Origin of the sequence: Citrobacter sp. MGH106, assembly GCF_001037495.1 — a bacterium.
GTDB classification, from domain to species: Bacteria; Pseudomonadota; Gammaproteobacteria; order Enterobacterales; family Enterobacteriaceae; genus Citrobacter; species Citrobacter murliniae.
Genome location: NZ_KQ089822.1, coordinates 1,642,077 through 1,661,522, shown reverse-complemented (window position 1 = coordinate 1,661,522; position 19,446 = coordinate 1,642,077). Strand labels below are relative to the sequence as shown.

The following is a 19,446-nucleotide window of genomic DNA, read 5'->3' as shown; positions in this document are numbered from 1 at the left end:
ACGATAGCGGCGCAAGCAGTGTAGCTGCGCTGAAAATAAAAAAAACAGTCAATTTCTTTGAGATGGCAAGCACGACATGAGTGAACATTTAGCGGTTGAGAAATTACGTGGCCTTTCGCCGGCAGCACTGCTCGTTGCCGGGGCCTTCTTTATGGAATTTATCGATGGCACGGTCATTGCCACCGCCCTGCCCGATATGGCAAAAAGCTTTGGTGTGCAGGCGGTTGACCTGAACATCGGCATCAGTGCCTATTTGATTACGCTGGCGGTCCTGATCCCCGCCAGCGGCTGGATAGCCGATCGTTTTGGCGCACGTAAGGTATTTACCCTGGCGCTGGCAATATTTACCCTCGCATCCGTCTTTTGCGGATTATCCACCAGCCTCGAAGGCTTTGTGGCGATGCGTATATTACAGGGTGTGGGCGGCGCACTGATGGTTCCGGTCGGTCGTCTCGCCGTCCTGCGTACAACGCCAAAGCATCAATTAATCACCGCCATTGCCACTCTGACCTGGCCTGCACTGGTTGCCCCGATCATCGGCCCGCCGCTCGGCGGGTTTATCACCAGCTATGCCAACTGGCGCTGGATCTTTTTTATCAATGTACCGTTGGGACTGCTGGCGATAGCTCTTGCGTTACGTATTATTCCGGATATTCATGACGACGAGCGCCGTCCGTTTGACTTCCCCGGTTTTATGGCAATGTCTGTCGCTATGGTCAGTCTGGTGTACGCCATGGAGTTACTGGGTTCACAACAGCCTCAGGGTTGGCTCACCGCCGGGCTGCTCACTCTCGGGATTGCCACCTTCATATTCGCTCTGCGCCACTTTCATCATGCCGCCTGGCCGATGATTCGTCTGGAGGCTATGCAGGTACCAACATTCCGCGTCACGATGTACGGCGGCTCACTGTTTCGTGCATCTATCAGCGCCGTACCTTTTCTGCTGCCGTTAATGTTTCAGGTCGGTTTTGGCATAAACGCCTTTCATGCCGGATCCCTGGTGCTGGCGGTGTTTGTGGGAAACCTGACGATTAAACCAGCCACCACACCATTGATACGCTGGCTGGGCTTTAAGAAACTGCTGTTGATTAACGGAGCTCTGAATGTTCTGGCGCTGCTGGCCTGCGCACTGATTACTCCACAAACTCCGGTATGGGTGATTTTACTGGTGCTATATCTGGGCGGCGTTTTCCGCTCGATACAGTTTACCGGCGTCAGCACGCTTGCCTTCGCGGATGTCCCTGCACCACAGATGAGCTATGCCAATACGTTGTTCAGTACGGCAACACAATTAGCGGTAGGGTTGGGGATATCACTGGCGGCTATCGGGATCCGAATTGGCGATAAAATCAGTGAATGGTTGGCGCTGGACAATATTCCGGGGATCAGTTTTCGTCTGGCATTTGTGGCTATCGCCATCATTTGCCTGATTGGTATGGTTGATACATTGCGTCTGACCCGCGATGCAGGAAGCGCGGTATCAAACAAAAATCGTTAAGCCCGGCAGACCGCTACCACCGGGCAACAGGATTTAGCCAATGATCTTACGGACAAACGCTTCGATCGCTTTGTCCTGGCAATTTTCAAAGAAACACTGTTGGAAACGCGGGCCCGACACGGCGGTTTTCACCAGTTCAGGATCGATAGCGCGCAGGGTATCAAGATAGTTTTCTTTTACCACTGCCGCTTTCACCTGATTCAAAATACCTGCGTTACGCACCTGCGGTTCTTTGCGCTCCGGCGGGTAACCTTCGCCATTACGACCTGTAAATGCTTTTTCAAACATGTAGCGCACGTTCAGCTCAGCGCCCCAGCCAAAGCCTTTGGCGAACGCCAGGGAGAGCGCATTACCATTATTGATCTGCGCAAACAGGAAGGCATCTGCCGGATCGAGACAATAGCCACACACCACACCAGGATGGATATTCAGCGACATCATCGCACCTTGTCCGGTGCCACAGCCTGTCACCACAAAATCGACCGCTTTGGAATTGAGCAGAATGCTGGCCATAATACCGAGGTGAATATAGGTCAAATGATGGTCGTTTTCGTCACTCATTCCAACGTTGAAGACAGGAAATCCTTTCTCATCCGCGACAGCCTTAAGCTCGTTATGAATGATCGCGTTTTTGCTTGCCTGGCTGTTTTCCATCATCAATGCAATTTTCATTCTGTATTCTCCTGAATGCGTCGCGGGGATTCCGCTATGAGTCATAACATTCAGGTCACATTACTATCTCTCAAACACACTTTCAAATTTAATGAAATTTAGTTTTAAAAAATAATGAGATGCTCACATTTCCCCCGTTAAACGGCAGAATTCCTTACAACAAAAGCGTCGTTGTGATTAATCGCAGGTGATCTTCACGTTATTCAACCCATTGACTCGTCGCTGTATCAGTCAGGATAACGTATCACCGAATTTTCAGAGCGATATCATGAAGCCTCTTATTCTTGCACTCTTGCCGCTCGTGCTAACGGGATGCACTATCACAAAACAGGCGCAGGTCAGCGAAGCCAGCCCCATCACTGGCGTGGTTCGTCTTACTTACAACCAGGCAATGCTACAAACAGCGCGCACAGACAACTATATTGCCCAGAGTACGGCAACAAAAGAGTGTCAGCGGATGGGATACGCCAGCGCTGTAGCATTTGGTCAGCCAGTGGCAACTTGTAGCGTTTACGCAGGTTCCCTGTGTATGAATACCAGGATTACGCTTGCCTGGCAGTGTCATGGTGTGGCCGTGTCGCAGACACAACCTTTCGGCTATTAACCTTTCTGACCTGCATTGTTTTGCTGGTCTTTTATTACTTATATACCCGTCATACTTCAAACTGCAGATGCGTTGACTACACTCAGAAACCCCAGTCACATAGTTATTTATGCTCCTGGGGATTTCCTCCCTTGCCGGGTGACTCGGCCTACGGCCTCGCCCCTTTGGGACCTGCGCAAGCGCTGTTCAAAATACCTGCTGCATTTTGTCCTGCAACTCAAATTATTTAGAATATATCGCTCTTTTAATAGTATTAATGCGTTTTATTCCCATTCTCATTTTTAATAAATAAATTTATTATTTTACCTTTTGCAAATAATTAAATAACAAATTATAGTGGCGCCACGTAAATATATAATTAATGTTCGTGGAGCAGAACCATGCTGAAAACAGAAATGATCGACAAACTGAATGAGCAAATGAATCTTGAACTTTATTCATCTCTGCTCTATCAACAGATGAGCGCGTGGTGCAGCTACCACAGCTTCGAAGGTGCCGCTGCGTTTCTGCGTCGCCACGCCCAGGAAGAGATGACGCACATGCAGCGTCTGTTCGATTACCTGACAGATACCGGCAGCTTGCCGTGCATTAATACTGTGCCGTCACCGTTTGCTGAATATGCTTCTCTGGATGAACTGTTCCGTGTCACCTATGAACATGAGCAGTTGATCACGCAAAAAATTAATGAGCTGGCTCATGCGGCAATGACTCACCAGGATTATCCAACATTTAATTTCCTGCAGTGGTATGTTGCCGAGCAGCATGAAGAAGAGAAATTATTTAAATCTGTTATTGATAAGTTATCACTGGCAGGAAAAAGCGGTGAAGGTCTTTATTTCATCGATAAAGAACTGGCTACGCTTGATACACAGAATTAATTCTGTTGGATTACGGTGGCTGACCGCCACCGTAATTCGAGGATCTTAATGGCGGCAGATCTTGCTTTCATGAGTAGAAAAACCGTCATCGCTGGCAATGAATTTCCCCTTCGCCGCCAAAAACGCCACCAGCTCAGCCGCCGTCATGCCTTCAGCAGAACAGGTATGAAAACGCGCCTGCTCACCAAAACGGGCCGTAATCGCCGCTTCAAGACTGGCATTTGAATACTGCTCGCCAGACTCAATCATCATGTTGAGCACTTCGTGACCGTGAATAGAATCCATACTCCCTCCTTAATAAACCCCGTAGCCTAATGTGAACCATATTGCACTGCTTTGCGCTAACGCAGGTTTATGCTGGCAGGACACAAAAAATATCATCTGTAATACATCTTCACCGCCAAATATTCGTAAATTAATCTGTACACAGATTGTAACGGTGATTTGACGAAAATATCGTTATGCCTTAACCTGCGCCGCAGATATAACCGTTGATTATCTCTGGGACAGAGGAAAGCGTGAAGAATAGAACTCTGGGTAGTATTTTTATCGTGGCGGGAACCACGATTGGCGCCGGTATGTTGGCGATGCCGTTGGCTGCGGCGGGCGTGGGGTTTAGCGTCACGCTGGCGTTGTTGGTTGGGCTATGGGCACTCATGTGTTACACCGCGCTGTTGCTGCTTGAAGTGTATCAGCATGTACCAGCGGACACCGGACTTGGCACGCTGGCTAAACGCTATCTTGGTCGCTACGGGCAGTGGGTGACAGGCTTTAGCATGATGTTTTTAATGTACGCGCTAACGGCTGCATACATCAGTGGCGCAGGTGAATTACTGGCGTCAAGCATCAGCGACTGGACCGGTGCCAGCATATCCCCTACGGCGGGTGTACTGCTGTTCACCTTTGTTGCCGGGGGTGTGGTATGTGTCGGGACGTCACTGGTCGATCTGTTCAATCGCCTGTTATTCAGCGCCAAGATTATCTTCCTTGTCGTCATGCTCGCCCTGCTGATGCCGCATATCCATAAAGTGAATCTTCTCACTCTGCCGCTACAACAAGGCCTCGCACTCTCCGCAATTCCGGTGATTTTCACCTCGTTCGGTTTTCATGGCAGCGTTCCCAGCATCGTCAGCTATATGAACGGTAATATCCGTAAACTGCGCTGGGTGTTTATCACGGGTAGCGCTATTCCACTGGTCGCCTATATTTTCTGGCAACTCGCTACACTCGGCAGTATCAATTCATCGACGTTTATGGGGCTGCTCGCCAACCATGCTGGCTTAAACGGTTTGTTACAGGCGTTACGTGAAGTAGTTGCCTCGCCACACGTAGAGCTGGCGGTGCATCTGTTTGCCGACCTCGCGCTGGCAACATCCTTCCTTGGCGTTGCACTGGGATTATTCGACTATCTGGCCGATCTCTTCCAGCGCCGTAATACCGTAACAGGCAGAATACAAACCGGTGTGGTGACGTTCCTGCCGCCGCTGGCGTTCGCTCTCTTCTATCCGCGTGGTTTTGTGATGGCATTAGGCTATGCAGGCGTTGCCTTGGCGGTGCTGGCTCTGCTCATCCCGTCAATGCTGGTCTGGCAAAGCAGAAAACACAATCCACAGACAACCTGGCGCGTAGCGGGTGGTACACCAGCACTGGCGCTGGTTTTCATTTGCGGGATCATCGTGATAGGCGTGCAATTTTCTATCGCAGCAGGACTGCTACCTGAAGTCGGTTAAAACAATAGCTTTAGAGTCGCATTAAAGTTGTTAGTAAGACGAAGGGGCTAAACGCCCCTTTTTCTTAATGCAGACAGCACTGCTTATACTTTTTACCACTACCACATGGGCACGGATCGTTACGCCCAATTTTGGCATCCGTTTTTAACGGAACCTTCACCGGCGCTTCCTGTGGATGCGCCATCCAGTAGGCATGCAGATCCAGAGCCGCCAGGCGGATCGCATCCACGCTCTCGTCAAATGCTTCAGGAGTCAGTTTCTCAACGACCTCGAAGTTCTCTTCCGTACCGTGCAACGCAATTGCTTCAAGCGCCGGCTTTAACGAATCCGGTAATGAAGACCAGTCAGACAGCGCGACACCTCGCATATAGCCAAAGCACCACTCTTCAACAATAGTCAGCTCATGCTCTTCAATTTCGCGCAGGCCAAACAGCGGTTCAAACTGCTCAGGAAATTCGTCAAGGCGATCGGCTGTATCAGCCATATGCTGAAACGTCAGGTTCATGAAACGCGTCATTTCTTTCTCGGAGGACCAGCGAGGGACATACTGCGCGCCTCCCCATATAGCGACCAGCCACTGCTCCGGCTCAATTTCATAAGGTGAACTGAGCACCGCCGTCAATAAGCCATCCAGCTCTGACACATCCAGAATTGCCTTGTCCGTATTGTACTTAGTCAGTACATCATCCAGCCATTCCAGTTCGCTTTCGTTTAGTGGTCCCGTTTTCATAACGCTTTTCCTTAGTAAAAATTCTTGCCTGTGATTATCTTACATGGCTGGTGGGATAACAGATACAAATGGGCATGAGCGGTTCACTGACACCGCCTGTTCAGGTTAACAGGAAACGAGGGTAATTCCGGTAGTTAACGCACAAAAGAGGTCACAAAAAACCTGGCATCATCTTCTGATAACCAGAAAACCACCCGCAGGTGGTTTATTGTTGTTCAATATGGTTGAGCGTGGCCGTATATCCTGTTTTTGCTACCGCCTTGAGTAGCGTATCAGTAGAGAAATCTTCAGGCACGATCACTTCAGTCTGGCGCGTCTTCAGCGACGATTTAGCCTTGATCACGCCGTCAGTTTCACGTAGCGCCTGATTAACAGAAATGACACACAGCGAGCAGGTCATATTTTGTATATCCAGCACCACTTTTTGATGAGCTGCCTGAGCCCACAACGGCAGCAATAAGCAAGCGATCAGAGTGACTATTTTCATTCAAATACCTCATAAAACCAGGCAACCAGCGTTGGATAAAATAACACCGGTAAAATCACTATCAGCGCACACCAGTAGAGAATACGCATCTGTTTCAGGGTCAGCCAGCCGGTACACCACAACCTTTTGGAAAAATAGAGCCGCCAAAAGAGGCGCAACAGCAGCCCAAGCGTCAGCAGAATCAAGGGGAGACGCAAAAACTCGAAACGAGCGAATACCGTAAAACTTGCCGCCGAAATGCCAAACAGCAAATATAACAGTGGCCCCACGCAGCATAATCCTGCGGTGACGGCAGCCACAGCGGCCGTCAGCAGAGTGAGGCCAGCGCCTTTAGCGTTGTTCTGTTGCGACATAGTTGTAGGAGAACGCTTTAGGGTCATAGAAGTTGATCGGATCCCCGTCTACTTCCGCATAGGGGTAACCAAAATTGTTCATCGCCCCCTGTTCTGTGCCCGGATACAGTTCAAAATCACGTCCGTAGTTGAACCCTACCCAGTTCATTTCCCAGTTACCGAACAGGTAGGTGTTAACGGCCTGCACATCAGCATCCTGATGCGTTTTTTTCTCGGCCAGACGCATTTTCGTCACGTCCGCCGGGTCGCAAGGCAACCAGCCGTAGCCAGCCAGATAAAACTCTGCGCGACAGTGCTGACCTCCACTCACATCAGCTACCCCGGCACCGTCGGCTTTACCAAAGGCGCTTTTCGAGTAGCGTTCAAGCTTATTGGCTTTCCCCAGACGAATCCCGAATAATTCACGCGCCGGAATGCCGCTGGCACGTGCCAGAGCGACGAAAACGGAACTCATATCGGTGCATTTCCCTTTGAGTTTGCCACTCTTCAGAATCTCCGCCACATCACCCGTTCCGCAGCCGATAACGTCATTATCACGCTCCATATGGCTACTGACCCACTCATAGATCAGGCGTGCTTTTTTCAATGGGTCCTGCTCGTTGCCGGTGATTTTACGCGCTGTTTCCTGCACAAGCCCGTCAACGGGAGTATGCGCAGTCGGCAATAAATAGGGTTTCACATCCAACGGATAAACGATCTGCTCCGGCGCATGCCAGGTTTTTAGCGCATCCTGCTTCAGCGGCTCCCAATCGGCGGTTTCAATGTCAATATCAACCTTAATTAACAACTCTCCTTGTGAATTGGGCCAACTGGCAAACAACGTTTTCGCGCCATAAGCATTATTGGTAGTGACATATGCCTGCTTATAGTTGCCGCTAAAAACAAGGTCTGTCATCTGCTGAAATGCTGTATCTACCGGCAACGGGATCCACAGTTTCACCACACCGCTTGAGCCTTGTGGCGGATTCAATTTATAGGTTTGCGATAAGGCAAAGCGCCGACGTACTACAGGCGCAACTAATGGCTCTGCGGCTTGTACCGTCTGGCTAACGACGGAAGGACCGACTAAACCGGCCGCAGAAAGGAGAACACTATTTTTAAGAAATTGTCGACGTTGCATTGCTGTCTGTCCATGTTGTATGAGTTGAGCGACGGCTAAACGGGCAGAGACCGTACACGATCATCACAGCAGACAGACGCTGACGTAAAAAGGCGAGTCGATGGAGTTTATTCATCAATAACAGACCTGTTAACTGTGAATGAAAAGAGAAACAATTAAGCCATTTTCAACCACAAGAGTACAGGCGCAGCATTAAAAAAGACGAAAAACGCATAATAACAGGTAGGCTCCATATCCTTAAAAACCGGCCACATCAAAATATGTACACGTTGGTTCCTAGTTTACGGGCTAACCCTTTTGCTCCCTCACGCATTACAGTATCGTGATTCCAGCGAAAGACGGGCGCTGCCAGTGGAGCAAGGTAGTTCATCCAGCGAATAGTGGTCCGTACATGCCAGTCATACCTGACGATAGTTTCCTTGCCGTTGTCGGAAAAAGACCATATTCCTCGCCCTTCAACTTCACCACTCGCCTCCCCTTCCAGCAGACAACAAGGCAGTATATTCAGTACGTTAATATCAAAGGTTAGACGATAAGGCAGCGCCCCTTTCCAGGTATAGCGGTGCAACGCGCCAATGCCCTGTATATCCCCTTTCTTTATTTCAATAATTCGCTCCAGGCTTCCCCACCATTCAGGCCACTGATCCGGGTGAGAGAAAACATCCCATACATCCTGGATCGAAGCTTCAACCCGCCAGACGGTGGAAAACTGATATTCGGCCATAAACTCCGCGCCCTTAAGGTGTGAAAAAATCCACGGGAAAACGAATATTGATGATCATGGCATCCATAAGTACGGTTTCCAGCCACTTTCCACCAGCATCGTAACTGAGCACTTTCACGGGTAGTCGATGGTAGTTATCGAACCAAACGTCATACCGGTGAACACCATCAACGACCATCGTCCCCGGCCCCGTCACGCAGACGTGCGTGGTCGAACGCCCCGATACGTTCTCCTCCCCGATTATCGCCGTTTTCCCCTCTCGCTGCAGGTGACGAATATTGTCCAACAATGCGCCAATGTCAGACTGATCGACCCGATGGCCACGCTCGTCTTTTATTAAAGAATTTGTTGGGGAGAGGTTTAATACTGGCAAAGTTCCCAACCCAAACGGCCAAAGCTTCACGTTATTACTTACCGGGTTATAGGTAAGAACGGCCCCAGGATGCGGCTGAGTAAAATCCATCCTTATAAAGCCTGGCTTTTTATAGCTATATCGAATGATTTTACTTTCGGCCTGGACGGAAGAGGAACGAATAAGAACCTGATAAGACTGGAGCTTATCAAAATGCTGCCGGGCGATAACGATGTGGTCTGTAGTTGTGGAACGTTGTGACAGCAGTGATGCAACGGCCAAACTTTTGTCCACCGGATACATAATGCAGCTAAGGACAAGTAATGCAGCAAACATTACCGTCGGAGAAAGTAAGTCTCTGATGTAACCTCCTGCATCTGCATGGTGAGCAAACAGGGGTGATCGCCTGTTACCTGTTCAATTATAGTGCTTAATGCCCCCCTTTGACCTTCCTGTACCGTCATCATGAACAAGGACATAACAGCTAAATTGTTCGTCCTGCACCGGGTATCGTCGCAACCAAAAGCCATACTTTAATAGCCATACTTTTTATGAGTACTAATCATGAAACTGCCATGGGCGCTTTCCTGCGCTGCCCTCGCCATCCTGTTGATGGCCTCCTCCCATCTCACTGCCAGCACTTTGCAAGACCAGGCTGAACTGGAGCGAGAGTTAAGTGCCGCTTTAGCAACCGGACACAGCGTCATTATTATTGGTGGAACGGAGAATTTCGGTTTCACTCTCAGAGCCAGAAACAGGATCCACAGACCATTTGCTATCCAGGATGGTATTGGCGATCCCGTGATGATTAACGGTTTTCAGGACCACAACTATAACCCTGCACGGGATGGATTTATGAATAATCCTGCCCGGGGACGTTTTATGTTGAACGCACCTGTTCGCCGCTAAGTGCGATATACATGGCGAGTCACTAGCGAGGAGGGATTGCTGGTGGTTTTGTATTAACGGGTCATGTGCTGCATGATAATGAACAGTTCGCGAAAACACGCACAAAAAAACCGCCGAAGCGAGTTATGATTGGGAGGATTTTTAAATAGTTACCTCCAGCGGGCTTAACATTCGTTAGGCGAATTTTTACGGTCTGAAAACGAGTCGTTCCCCGCGACTCGTCTCCCACATGGATCTCCCCCCCCTGCCGGGAGTATCTTTATAATTAATAATCAGTGATATTGACACTTATCATGTATTGCTGTTTTGTAAACAGAGAATATTTTTCAATAGCTGGCTCTATTGCTGCTGTTAATTTTCCACCAGCGCCATCATTAATTTTGGGGCTCTTATCTGCGTTATTATTGATTCTTTATAACTTTGCCAGAGGCAAGGAAAAGCCGGTGAAGAAATCTGCGGGAACATACAGTTCATCGGGTTTACATAAAACCATAGAAAAACAATCTAAGCTTAATGCCGGAGCGGCAATATGCGCTGCTACGGGCGTCACTGTCAATGCCGCCAGAACCGTTTGTGCCCGTTCAGCCTGGCGATCGGCCTGTTTTATTGCTCAGTATCTGCCGTTCGGTTTACACGATTTTATATATGCCATTTGGTAAGTGCGTAGTCGCATAAAAAAACCAATGGTGAAAGCAATGAGCAAATCCTGGGATAACCTCCTGATATAAAAAGGTTGTTTTGAGTGTACTTAGCGAGCGGACAAAACCTAATGACAGTTAGTTATGGGATTAACAAATTTCAATTAGATCTTATATAATTTGTACGAACTCATACAAATTTATACTGAACCTGAAATCTGTATATACGTCTTGTATATAGCGACAGGCCTCAGTAACCACATCACTTTCAATCAAACCATTCACGAGGATGATTATTTACGTGCATGTATCATTTTAACAAATGTAATCATAAAAAAATCACCCTTAATCCTGCCTCATATGGAATTACTACAAAAATGGATTGAAAAACTATAAGCAGAAACAGCACAGGTAAAAAAAACCGAAATACATGCAACTTTCTTATCAACTCGACAAGACTGAGTTGCGCTGTGGTTTGGGAGTTTTGAAATTTCAAGAAATGTGATCTTCCGTTTATCATACTGAAACAACAAATAAAAGAAAATGATTCAGCCCCTTCAAACTCTGACTATGAGCAATGGGAGCGTTCTTGTTTTCAATATGGTGAACATACGGAAGCAACATTTAATACACAAGAACTACATTGAACTGAGCTCATCAGGTTCAACTAATTAAAGAAGAAATGATAATGCATAAAATCTCGGGTACTGAAAGAAGCAGACACTTTTGCTTCTTTGCATGGTTACAAATTTTTGTACAAGTATTATTTCCCCTGGTTCCAATCATGCCCCACAGTGTTCTGGCGGACAGCTTATCTCTTTCTTCGGCTACGTCTTCTCCATTTTCGACTGTGCATAGCACGACATCAACCGACTCTACGCTGCCTTATGCCGGAACATTAAACACCGTCGCCAGTTCGCTCTCTTCCAGCGGAAAAAACGGCGTAGTCAACAGTGCCAAATCAGCCGCCTCCGGTTATACCTCTTCAACGACTCAGCAGTGGCTCAGCCAGTTCGGTACCGCGCGCGTTCAGCTCAACATTGACGACAGCGGCAACTGGGACGAAAGCGCCATCGATTTCCTTGCCCCTCTGTATGACAATAAAAACGCAGTGCTGTTTACCCAGCTTGGTCTGCGAGCTCCCGACGGGCGCACGACCGGCAATATCGGCATGGGTGTACGAACTTTCTACACCGACAAATGGATGTTTGGCGGAAATGTCTTTTTTGATGACGATTTCACAGGCAAAAACCGCCGCGTCGGTATTGGTGCAGAAGCCTGGACAGATTATCTGAAGCTTTCCGCCAACACCTATATCGGTACAACTGAATGGCATAGTTCACGTGACTTCGAGGACTATAATGAAAAACCGGCTGACGGCTATGATATCCGTGCCGAAGGCTATCTCCCTACATATCCACTGCTGGGTGCCCGGGCCATGTATGAACAATATTATGGAAATGATGTTGCCCTATTCGACAAAGACCACCTGCAGAGCAACCCTTCCGCTATAACCGTCGGTCTGAACTACACGCCAGTTCCGCTGGTTACTGCTGGTATTGATTATAAGCACGGTCAGGATTCTATGGATGAAACCCGCTTCAGTCTGAACTTCCATTACACTTTAGGTCAGTCCTGGCAGTCGCAGATGTCCTCAGACCAGGTTGCCCTGCGCCGCAGTCTCGCTGGCAGCCGCTATGACCTTGTAGAACGTAACAATGAAATCATCCTGCAGTATAAGAAAAAAGATGACACAGCAGTTCTCACAGACATGACTCTAACGAGCGTTAAAGACAACAGCCCAGCAGACGGTATTGCTACAAATACAGTGACGCTTCACGCTATTACATCTGATAATAAAGCTGCATCAAATGCATCTATTACCTGGGCCGTCACTGGTAGTGCAAAACTTAGTACGACCACATCGATGACCGACGCCAATGGTAATGCTTCAGTCAATCTGACCAGTACAACTGCCGAACAGGTTATCGTCTCAGCTTCATCTGGAACATTGACCCGCACAATGCCAAGTTCATTTTCGCTGTCAGTGGCATCACTAAATCTCAACCTGACTAAAAATAACAGCCAGGCTGACGGTAATGATCAAAATATTGGCCAGGTAGTATTGAAAGATGCCAGTGGTAAAGTTCTTTCCGGCGTTGCAGTTGCATGGCAGGTAGACAGTGGAGCCACTATCGTCAGTAGCGAAAGCGCTACTGACAGCGACGGTGAGGCAACCATAAATTTCACCAGTAAAACCGTCGGCCCTGTAAAATTAAGCGCTACGGCAGGAGGAAAAACAGAGTCGGTTAACTCAGCCTTTATTAACCAGGCTATTTCAAATGTTACTGTCAGTATGAACAACAATAATGCCCCGGCTGACGGCAACACTGCAAACGTAGCTCAGGCTGTGGTAACAGAGTCTAACGGCCAGCCAATGGTTGGCGTCAGTGTGACATGGAGTCTTGGCGTCGGTAGCGCAAAACCGGTTTCGCCACTGACGGTTATAACCAATTCCAGTGGAATTGCCACGTTAAACCTCACTGATACGGTGGCTCAGGATATTCATGTGGCCGCAAGCGCTGGAGATAAAACAGGCAATACTACTGCGACATTTGCAGAGGTGCCGTCCATTCTGACGATTACAATGAGCCCAGATAATTCGCCAGCTGACGGTAGCACACAAAACGTCGCGCAAATCACGGTAACCCGAGCAGGCAATCCTGTAGAAGGGGCATCCGTACAATGGAGTAAATCTTCTGCGAATGCACAATATGCTTCAGCGACCGCAACATCTACGAATGCCCAGGGTGTCGCGACACTCTCGTTGACTGATCTGACAGCAGAACAATTCACCGTGACAGCAACGGTGAACGGTAGTAACAGCACCTCAGTGCAAACAACCTTTACACCAACAGACTTTGGGCCAATAGCCATATCAATACCTGAAGCCGGTAATCCGTTGATTGTGAGTGTTAACCTGGCTTTGGATGGAGTTGATGTTGTGGTGGCTGCCTACAACAACATGACAGCAGGTGATCAAATAACAGTAAGCTCAGTTATTTCAGGGGATGAATTTAGAAAAACACTCCCATATACCTCACCCATTCATATCGTATCCAGTTCAGAGGTAGGCCAGAATATTACGTTGACTATCCCGTCGGAAAACCTGATGAAAGTGGAAGGAGGTGATGGGCAACCCAAGGCACAGCTAAATGTCAGAGCTGATATCACAAAAGGTACGGTAACAAAGAGCAGCGATACGCTGAAAAGCATTATCGACACCTGCGCCCCCGGTGATACAGGTTGCTGATAATCAGTAAAACAAACCGCCCCTACAATTTGGCGCTATGGCAGGGGTACTGGCGCAATGCACCGTAGCGCCCCCCTGCCGTATCACTGGAAAGCCAAAACCCCGCGCAGGCGGGGTTCTCGTTATGTTCAGATTTGCGCAGTTAAAATTAAACAGTAGCTCGGTTGTCTGCATTTCTGGGCGTGCAAAATTAAAACAACAATCCCACATGTAACAAAGTCATCTTAGGAAAGATGTTAGGAAATCAAATTTCAGGTACAAAAAAACCACCCGTAGGTGGTTTCACGACACTGCTTATTGCTTTGATTATTCTGTTCTTTCCCATGGTACCCGGAGTGGGACTTGAACCCACACAGCGCGAACGCCGAGGGATTTTAAATCCCTTGTGTCTACCGATTCCACCATCCGGGCTCGGGAAGAAATTGGAGGCGCGTTCCGGAGTCGAACCGGACTAGACGGATTTGCAATCCGCTACATAACCGCTTTGCTAACGCGCCGAAATCTTCAGGCTTTTCAGCCAACATCCGCAAATGCCGATGTTTAAAATTTGGAGCGGGAAACGAGACTCGAACTCGCGACCCCGACCTTGGCAAGGTCGTGCTCTACCAACTGAGCTATTCCCGCATCATCAAGTAACTTTGTTAATCACTTGATTTTGCTATCGTCTGGCAATCAGTGCTGCCGTTCGATGCGTTGCATTCTACTTACCTGACGCACTGAGTCAACGATATTTTTCACCACTGACGATCGTTTGCTGAAATTTGCGGCGAAACGATCACTGATCAAGCAAATCTCCGCGTGCGGCGCTCAAATACTGGAACATTGACCATAATGTCAGGATCGCGGCAACAAAGAAAAGTGCGATCCCGGCGTACTCAACCCAGATGTTTGGACGCCACAGTAACCAGGCCAGTGCCGCCATCTGCGACGTGGTTTTAACTTTACCGATCCAGGAAACGGCCACGCTGCTACGCTTGCCGAGTTCGGCCATCCATTCGCGCAGCGCAGAAATGATAATCTCACGCGCTATCATCGTGGCGGCGGGTAATGTCACCCACCAGCTGTGATAGTGCTCCGTCACCAGCACCATCGCGATAGCCACCAGCACTTTATCCGCGACCGGATCCAGGAAAGCACCAAAACGCGTGCTTTGGTTCCAGCGGCGCGCCAGAAAACCGTCAAACCAGTCGGTAACCGCCGCGATACAGAAGATAAGTGCGCAAACAAACGGAGCCCAGGTGAATGGCAGGTAAAATGCCAATACAAAGAAAGGGATCAGAATGACGCGAAACAGCGTGAGCAATGTAGGGATATTAAATTGCATATGACGGATAACTATCTGTTGTCAGTGAAATTACCCCTATGTTGCTACAGAGGGCCTAATGTTTCAACGAGTAGAAGATCTTTTCTGCCAGACCTTGCGAAATACCCGGCACTTTTGCAATTTCTTCGACACTTGCGTTACGAAGCCCTTGCAACCCGCCCATATACTTTAACAGCATCTGTCGACGTTTAGGTCCGACGCCCTCAATAGTTTCAAGCGTACTGGTGCTTTTCACCTTCGCGCGTTTTTTACGGTGTCCGCTGATGGCATGATCGTGAGACTCATCGCGAATATGCTGAATAACGTGTAGTGCTGGCGAGTCAGGCGGCAGACTGAACCCCTCTCCTTCCGGTTCAAAAAACAGCGTTTCCAGACCGGCTTTGCGATCGGCACCCTTCGCCACCCCGAGCAACAGCGGATGTTGTTTATCCCAGGGTACATCCAGCTCAGCAAAAACGGCTTTCGCCTGCCCCAGTTGACCTTTGCCGCCGTCGATCAGAATGACATCCGGGATTTTACTTTCTTCAATTGCCTTGCCGTAGCGTCGACGCAGCACCTGGTTCATCGCCGCATAATCATCGCCCGGCGTGATACCGGTGATGTTATAGCGACGATATTCCGCACGCAGCGGTCCGTTAGCATCAAAAACCACGCAGGAGGCCACCGTCTGCTCGCCCATCGTGTGGCTAATGTCAAAACACTCCATGCGTTTCACCGCAGGTAACTTCAGCACCGATGCAAGAGCCGTCAGACGCTGAGTAATGGTGGACTGCTGAGAAAGCTTTGTGGTTAGCGCCGTTGCCGCATTGGTACGAGCCAGCTTCAGATAACGCGCGCGATCTCCTCGCGGTTTCGTCTGGACATTAATTCGTCGCCCGGCCAGCTCAGATAAGGAGTCCGCCAACAGCATCTTATCGCTAAGATTAAAGTCGAGCAGGATCTCACCGGGTAAGGTGCGCATCTGGCTGCCCTGTAAATAGAACTGCCCAACAAAAGTTTCAACAACTTCGCCCAACTCTGTTCCGCCCGGAACTTTAGGGAAATAGCTGCGACTGCCCAGTACCTTACCCTGGCGAATAAACAGAACGTGTACACAAGCCATCCCGGCGTCAAATGCTACGCCGATGACGTCCAGATCATCACCGGTATTCGAAACGAACTGTTTCTCGGTCACACGGCGTACGGCCTGAATTTGGTCACGAATACGAGCAGCTTCCTCAAACTCCAGATTCTGGCTGGCTTTTTCCATCCGGGCGATCAATTGCGTCAGGACCTGATCGTCTTTGCCGGATAAGAACAGCCGGACGTAATCAACCTGCTGCGCATACTCTTCTTCACTCACCAGACCTGCCACACACGGCCCAAGACAGCGGCCAATCTGGTATTGCAGGCAAGGTCTCGAACGGTTGCGGTAGACACTGTTTTCACACTGGCGAATAGGGAATATTTTCTGCAATAGCGCCAGCGTTTCACGTACCGCATAACCGTTTGGGAACGGTCCAAAGTACTCACCTTTTGCATGCTTGGCCCCACGATGCATCGCCAGGCGTGGATGAGTGTCACCACTAAGGAAAATAAAAGGATAGGATTTATCGTCACGCAGCAGCACGTTGTAGCGTGGCTGATACAACTTGATGTAGTTGTGTTCGAGCAATAATGCTTCGGTCTCGGTATGCGTCACCGTAACATCAATCTGCTGGATTTGCGCGACCAGCGCTTCAGTTTTACGTGAAGCGAGATTGCTGCGGAAATAGCTGGAAAGCCGCTTTTTCAGGTCTTTCGCTTTACCGACATAGATAACCGTCCCGGCGCTATCGTACATACGATAAACACCGGGCTGACTGGTCACGGTTTTCAGAAACGCTTTTGCATCAAACTGATCGGTCACTGGCTTGTTAATGTCTCCGCATTACACAGGCCATGGCGAATTGCCAGGTGAGTCAGTTCTACATCGCCGTGAATGTTTAATTTACTGAACATTCGATAGCGGTAACTGTTCACCGTTTTAGGACTGAGATTCAGCTGCTCTGAGATCTCATTGACCTTCTGGCCTTTAGTGATCATCAGCATAATCTGCAACTCGCGTTCAGACAAACTGGCAAACGGTGTCTCCGTTTTCTCAGGCTCAATCTGGCTAAGTGCCATCTGTTGAGCGATATCGGAGGCAATATAGCGCTGCCCGGAAAAAACCGAACGAATCGCACTAACAACTTCCTGAGGCGCGGCCCCCTTGCTGAGATACCCCGCGGCACCAGCCTGCATGACTTTTGCCGGCAACGGGTTTTCGGTATGGACTGTCAGCATAATCACTTTGATGTCAGCTGTTGAACGTGCAATTTTGCGGGTTGCTTCAAGACCGCCAATACCGGGCATATTCATGTCCATCAGCACAACGTCGACGGAGTTTGAACGGCACCATTTCACCGCATCCTCGCCGCAGCACGCTTCGCCGACAACTTTTATGCCTTTTATATCTTCAAGAATGCGTCGTATCCCTGCGCGCACCAGTTCGTGGTCATCAACAAGAAAAACGTTGATCAAAGGAATATCTCCAGAATAGGGATAACGCTACCGATAGTTAATCGGTCCTATGTTAACGGGTTTTATCTCAACTTTGAAATGTAAAAAACACCCGACTTTCGATTTTGCTCTCGTTTTTGGAAATTAGATTGTACGAAGAGTGGAAACTTCCACAGCGGACAACCTTCAGAGACAGTTATATCGGTCTGGCTGTTTCAGAATAGTGACAAAAAATTCATATTCTTACGCTGAATGATAAATAGCAAAGCAAGCTTGTAACAATAATTAACGAGTCGAATACTCGCAATATACAAAGAATGGAGAAAATATATGCACTGCAACATATTGTTTATTTTAATATCGCCAGTGGGCGTTTGCGCAAAAAACAACCTCTGATATTTTTAGCAAAGCTTATGGTATACTCCGGCGCCTTAAGATTTGCCATCGCACTTTTTCATTGAAACATAACGAGGAAAATAAATGAGTACGCCTGATTTTTCCACTGCCGAGAATAATCAAGAACTGGCTAATGAAGTCACCTGCCTGAAAGCCATGTTAACGCTGATGCTGCAGGCAATGGGACAAGCCGATGCAGGACGCGTGATTCTTAAAATGGAAAAACAGATCGCGCTGATTGAGGACGAAACACAGGCTGAGGTATTCTCCAGCACTGTTAAGCAAATTAAACAGGCCTACCGTCAGTAATAAGAAACCGGCTGACAGCATTGCTCTCAGCCGGTTTTTGCGCCTGATACTCAGAACGACAATTTACTCAGATAAGCCCGGTTGCTGCGGCATAGCAGGCAATCTGTGTTTTGTTCGGGGCATTGAACTTCTTCTGCATATTCTTCTGATGGAAGTTAACAGTATTTTCAGAAATCGACAGAATCATCGCTATCTCTGAAGATGTTTTTCCCTCTGCGGTCCATTTCAATATTTCTTTTTCCCGCTTGCTAAAACGCATCTCCGGCGTCATGACCATGTCATCTTCCAGTCGAGTTAGAACTGACAGACTTTCCCGTATTAGCAGTTGCATCCTTAGTTCCACCTCATCCTGCTCAAAGCTGCTATTACGCACGCTCGCACGCGACACAGACAGGAAGCCCAAAGCCCGATTCGGCAACATTAAGCACTGGGTAATCCCCTTACGTAATCCGTGATTACGCGCCGCATCCCACAGTGGTTGGGCATCGCGGAACAACGTGTCATTCCAGGGCAGATGGCCCTGACTGAAATTTTCAGGCTTCAGCACCGGATCAATAGCGAAATAATTTTCGGATTGATAATGCGCCACCCATGCTTTGGGATACGTCGTATGGAGTGCCGTTTTAGGCCGGGTAAATGGTACGGGATGACGGACACAGAGCGCGTAAAAATCGAACTCCAGATGTTGCGTCTGATGTTGTAATTCATTATAGACATCCTCTGCCGTCGCCATTTCCTGAAAGCGTAACAGCATACTCCGTCGCCAGGTGAAGAAATCATGATCCTGCATACTAAGTGGTAATGCTCCTGAGATTGATAATCATCACAAATGTATGAACACGCTAACACATAAATGTATTTTATATATGCAAATTATCGGACAAGTGTG

The 19,446-nt window shown here is 48.5% G+C and carries 20 protein-coding genes, 3 tRNA genes and 2 pseudogenes; 10 read left to right on the top strand and 15 right to left on the bottom strand.

Features of this window, described 5'->3' with window-relative positions; all coding sequences use genetic code 11:
* Positions 1–76 precede the first annotated feature (76 nt).
* Positions 77–1,498: an MFS transporter gene (locus SK36_RS07865; protein WP_048221244.1), complete on the top strand. Its 1,422-nt coding sequence runs from the start codon at positions 77–79 to the stop codon at positions 1,496–1,498.
* Between the two features lie 33 nt (positions 1,499–1,531).
* On the opposite strand, the gene SK36_RS07860 is transcribed toward SK36_RS07865, so the two are convergent.
* Positions 1,532–2,170: an RpiB/LacA/LacB family sugar-phosphate isomerase gene (locus tag SK36_RS07860; protein WP_045444237.1), complete on the bottom strand. Its 639-nt coding sequence runs from the start codon at positions 2,168–2,170 to the stop codon at positions 1,532–1,534.
* A gap of 268 nt (positions 2,171–2,438) precedes the next feature.
* Between SK36_RS07860 and yecR the strand changes: the two genes are divergently transcribed.
* Complete coding sequence (gene yecR, locus SK36_RS07855) at positions 2,439–2,774, top strand: YecR family lipoprotein (protein ID WP_045444238.1); 336 nt, start codon at positions 2,439–2,441, stop codon at positions 2,772–2,774.
* A 380-nt stretch (positions 2,775–3,154) separates the two neighbouring features.
* The gene (ftnA, locus tag SK36_RS07850) at positions 3,155–3,652 is read left to right on the top strand and encodes a non-heme ferritin (RefSeq protein ID WP_045444240.1); all 498 of its coding nucleotides are present in this window, start codon (positions 3,155–3,157) and stop codon (positions 3,650–3,652) included.
* A 45-nt stretch (positions 3,653–3,697) separates the two neighbouring features.
* Here the strand turns inward: ftnA and SK36_RS07845 are convergent, their stop codons facing one another.
* Positions 3,698–3,937, bottom strand: a complete 240-nt coding sequence (locus SK36_RS07845; protein WP_045444242.1) for a YecH family metal-binding protein — start codon at positions 3,935–3,937, stop codon at positions 3,698–3,700.
* A 233-nt stretch (positions 3,938–4,170) separates the two neighbouring features.
* Here SK36_RS07845 and tyrP point away from each other — a divergent pair, with 233 nt between their 5' ends.
* The gene (tyrP, locus tag SK36_RS07840) at positions 4,171–5,382 is read left to right on the top strand and encodes a tyrosine transporter TyrP (RefSeq protein ID WP_045444245.1); all 1,212 of its coding nucleotides are present in this window, start codon (positions 4,171–4,173) and stop codon (positions 5,380–5,382) included.
* 64 nt (positions 5,383–5,446) lie between these two features.
* Here the strand turns inward: tyrP and SK36_RS07835 are convergent, their stop codons facing one another.
* From SK36_RS07835 to SK36_RS07810, 6 genes are all read right to left on the bottom strand, one after another.
* Positions 5,447–6,112 carry a YecA/YgfB family protein gene (locus SK36_RS07835; protein WP_045444248.1) on the bottom strand — a complete coding sequence of 222 codons (666 nt, stop codon included), beginning with the start codon at positions 6,110–6,112 and terminating at the stop codon, positions 5,447–5,449.
* Between the two features lie 205 nt (positions 6,113–6,317).
* Positions 6,318–6,599 carry a heavy-metal-associated domain-containing protein gene (locus SK36_RS07830; RefSeq protein ID WP_048221243.1) on the bottom strand — a complete coding sequence of 94 codons (282 nt, stop codon included), beginning with the start codon at positions 6,597–6,599 and terminating at the stop codon, positions 6,318–6,320.
* Complete coding sequence (locus SK36_RS07825; RefSeq protein ID WP_048221242.1) at positions 6,596–6,952, bottom strand: mercuric transporter MerT family protein; 357 nt, start codon at positions 6,950–6,952, stop codon at positions 6,596–6,598. Before SK36_RS07825 ends, SK36_RS07830 begins: the two co-directional genes overlap by 4 nt.
* A complete protein-coding gene (locus SK36_RS07820; protein WP_048221240.1) occupies positions 6,930–8,072 on the bottom strand; it encodes a transglutaminase-like domain-containing protein in 1,143 nt (380 codons plus the stop codon). The genes SK36_RS07825 and SK36_RS07820 overlap by 23 nt, the downstream gene beginning before the upstream one ends.
* A 253-nt stretch (positions 8,073–8,325) precedes the next feature.
* On the bottom strand, positions 8,326–8,796 hold the full coding sequence (locus SK36_RS07815; protein ID WP_048221238.1) for an SRPBCC family protein: 471 nt from the start codon (positions 8,794–8,796) through the stop codon (positions 8,326–8,328).
* Between the two features lie 13 nt (positions 8,797–8,809).
* Positions 8,810–9,259 (bottom strand): LolA-like protein, encoded by a 450-nt coding sequence (locus tag SK36_RS07810; protein ID WP_231593075.1) that lies wholly within the window; start codon positions 9,257–9,259, stop codon positions 8,810–8,812.
* Between the two features lie 453 nt (positions 9,260–9,712).
* On the opposite strand from SK36_RS07810, the gene SK36_RS07800 reads away from it, so the two are divergent.
* The 3 genes from SK36_RS07800 (at position 9,713) to SK36_RS07795 (ending at position 14,008) form a co-directional block, all read left to right on the top strand.
* The gene (locus SK36_RS07800) at positions 9,713–10,057 is read left to right on the top strand and encodes a hypothetical protein (RefSeq protein ID WP_048221235.1); all 345 of its coding nucleotides are present in this window, start codon (positions 9,713–9,715) and stop codon (positions 10,055–10,057) included.
* Between the two features lie 281 nt (positions 10,058–10,338).
* On the top strand, positions 10,339–10,716 hold the full coding sequence (locus tag SK36_RS24635; RefSeq protein ID WP_136345467.1) for a hypothetical protein: 378 nt from the start codon (positions 10,339–10,341) through the stop codon (positions 10,714–10,716).
* Between the two features lie 667 nt (positions 10,717–11,383).
* Positions 11,384–14,008, top strand: coding sequence for an inverse autotransporter beta domain-containing protein (locus SK36_RS07795; protein ID WP_082138869.1), 2,625 nt, complete (start codon positions 11,384–11,386; stop codon positions 14,006–14,008).
* Positions 14,009–14,332: 324 nt separating this feature from the next.
* On the opposite strand, the gene SK36_RS07790 is transcribed toward SK36_RS07795, so the two are convergent.
* The 6 genes from SK36_RS07790 to uvrY form a co-directional block, all read right to left on the bottom strand.
* A tRNA-Leu gene (locus SK36_RS07790) sits at positions 14,333–14,419 on the bottom strand.
* Positions 14,420–14,431: 12 nt separating this feature from the next.
* Positions 14,432–14,505 (bottom strand) — tRNA-Cys (locus tag SK36_RS07785).
* 51 nt (positions 14,506–14,556) lie between these two features.
* Positions 14,557–14,632 (bottom strand) — tRNA-Gly (locus tag SK36_RS07780).
* Positions 14,633–14,783: 151 nt separating this feature from the next.
* Positions 14,784–15,332, bottom strand: coding sequence for a CDP-diacylglycerol--glycerol-3-phosphate 3-phosphatidyltransferase (gene pgsA, locus SK36_RS07775; RefSeq protein ID WP_003030490.1), 549 nt, complete (start codon positions 15,330–15,332; stop codon positions 14,784–14,786).
* Positions 15,333–15,387: 55 nt separating this feature from the next.
* On the bottom strand, positions 15,388–17,220 hold the full coding sequence (gene uvrC, locus SK36_RS07770) for an excinuclease ABC subunit UvrC (protein WP_045444271.1): 1,833 nt from the start codon (positions 17,218–17,220) through the stop codon (positions 15,388–15,390).
* Positions 17,217–17,873: a UvrY/SirA/GacA family response regulator transcription factor gene (gene uvrY / locus SK36_RS07765; protein WP_003834023.1), complete on the bottom strand. Its 657-nt coding sequence runs from the start codon at positions 17,871–17,873 to the stop codon at positions 17,217–17,219. The genes uvrC and uvrY overlap by 4 nt, the downstream gene beginning before the upstream one ends.
* Before the next feature lie 296 nt (positions 17,874–18,169).
* Between uvrY and SK36_RS25215 the strand changes: the two are divergent.
* The 3 genes and pseudogenes from SK36_RS25215 to SK36_RS07760 all read left to right on the top strand — a co-directional run.
* Positions 18,170–18,250: pseudogene (locus tag SK36_RS25215) on the top strand (hypothetical protein); the annotation flags it as partial.
* Positions 18,226–18,336 (top strand): annotated as a pseudogene (locus tag SK36_RS24985) (hypothetical protein); the annotation flags it as partial. The pseudogenes SK36_RS25215 and SK36_RS24985, both read left to right, overlap by 25 nt.
* On the top strand, positions 18,333–18,557 hold the full coding sequence (locus tag SK36_RS07760; RefSeq protein ID WP_045444275.1) for a DUF2594 family protein: 225 nt from the start codon (positions 18,333–18,335) through the stop codon (positions 18,555–18,557). The pseudogene SK36_RS24985 and the gene SK36_RS07760, both read left to right, overlap by 4 nt.
* A gap of 67 nt (positions 18,558–18,624) precedes the next feature.
* On the opposite strand, the gene sdiA is transcribed toward SK36_RS07760, so the two are convergent.
* Positions 18,625–19,347 carry a quorum-sensing transcriptional regulator SdiA gene (sdiA, locus tag SK36_RS07755; protein ID WP_045444278.1) on the bottom strand — a complete coding sequence of 241 codons (723 nt, stop codon included), beginning with the start codon at positions 19,345–19,347 and terminating at the stop codon, positions 18,625–18,627.
* Between the last annotated feature and the right edge of the window lie 99 nt (positions 19,348–19,446).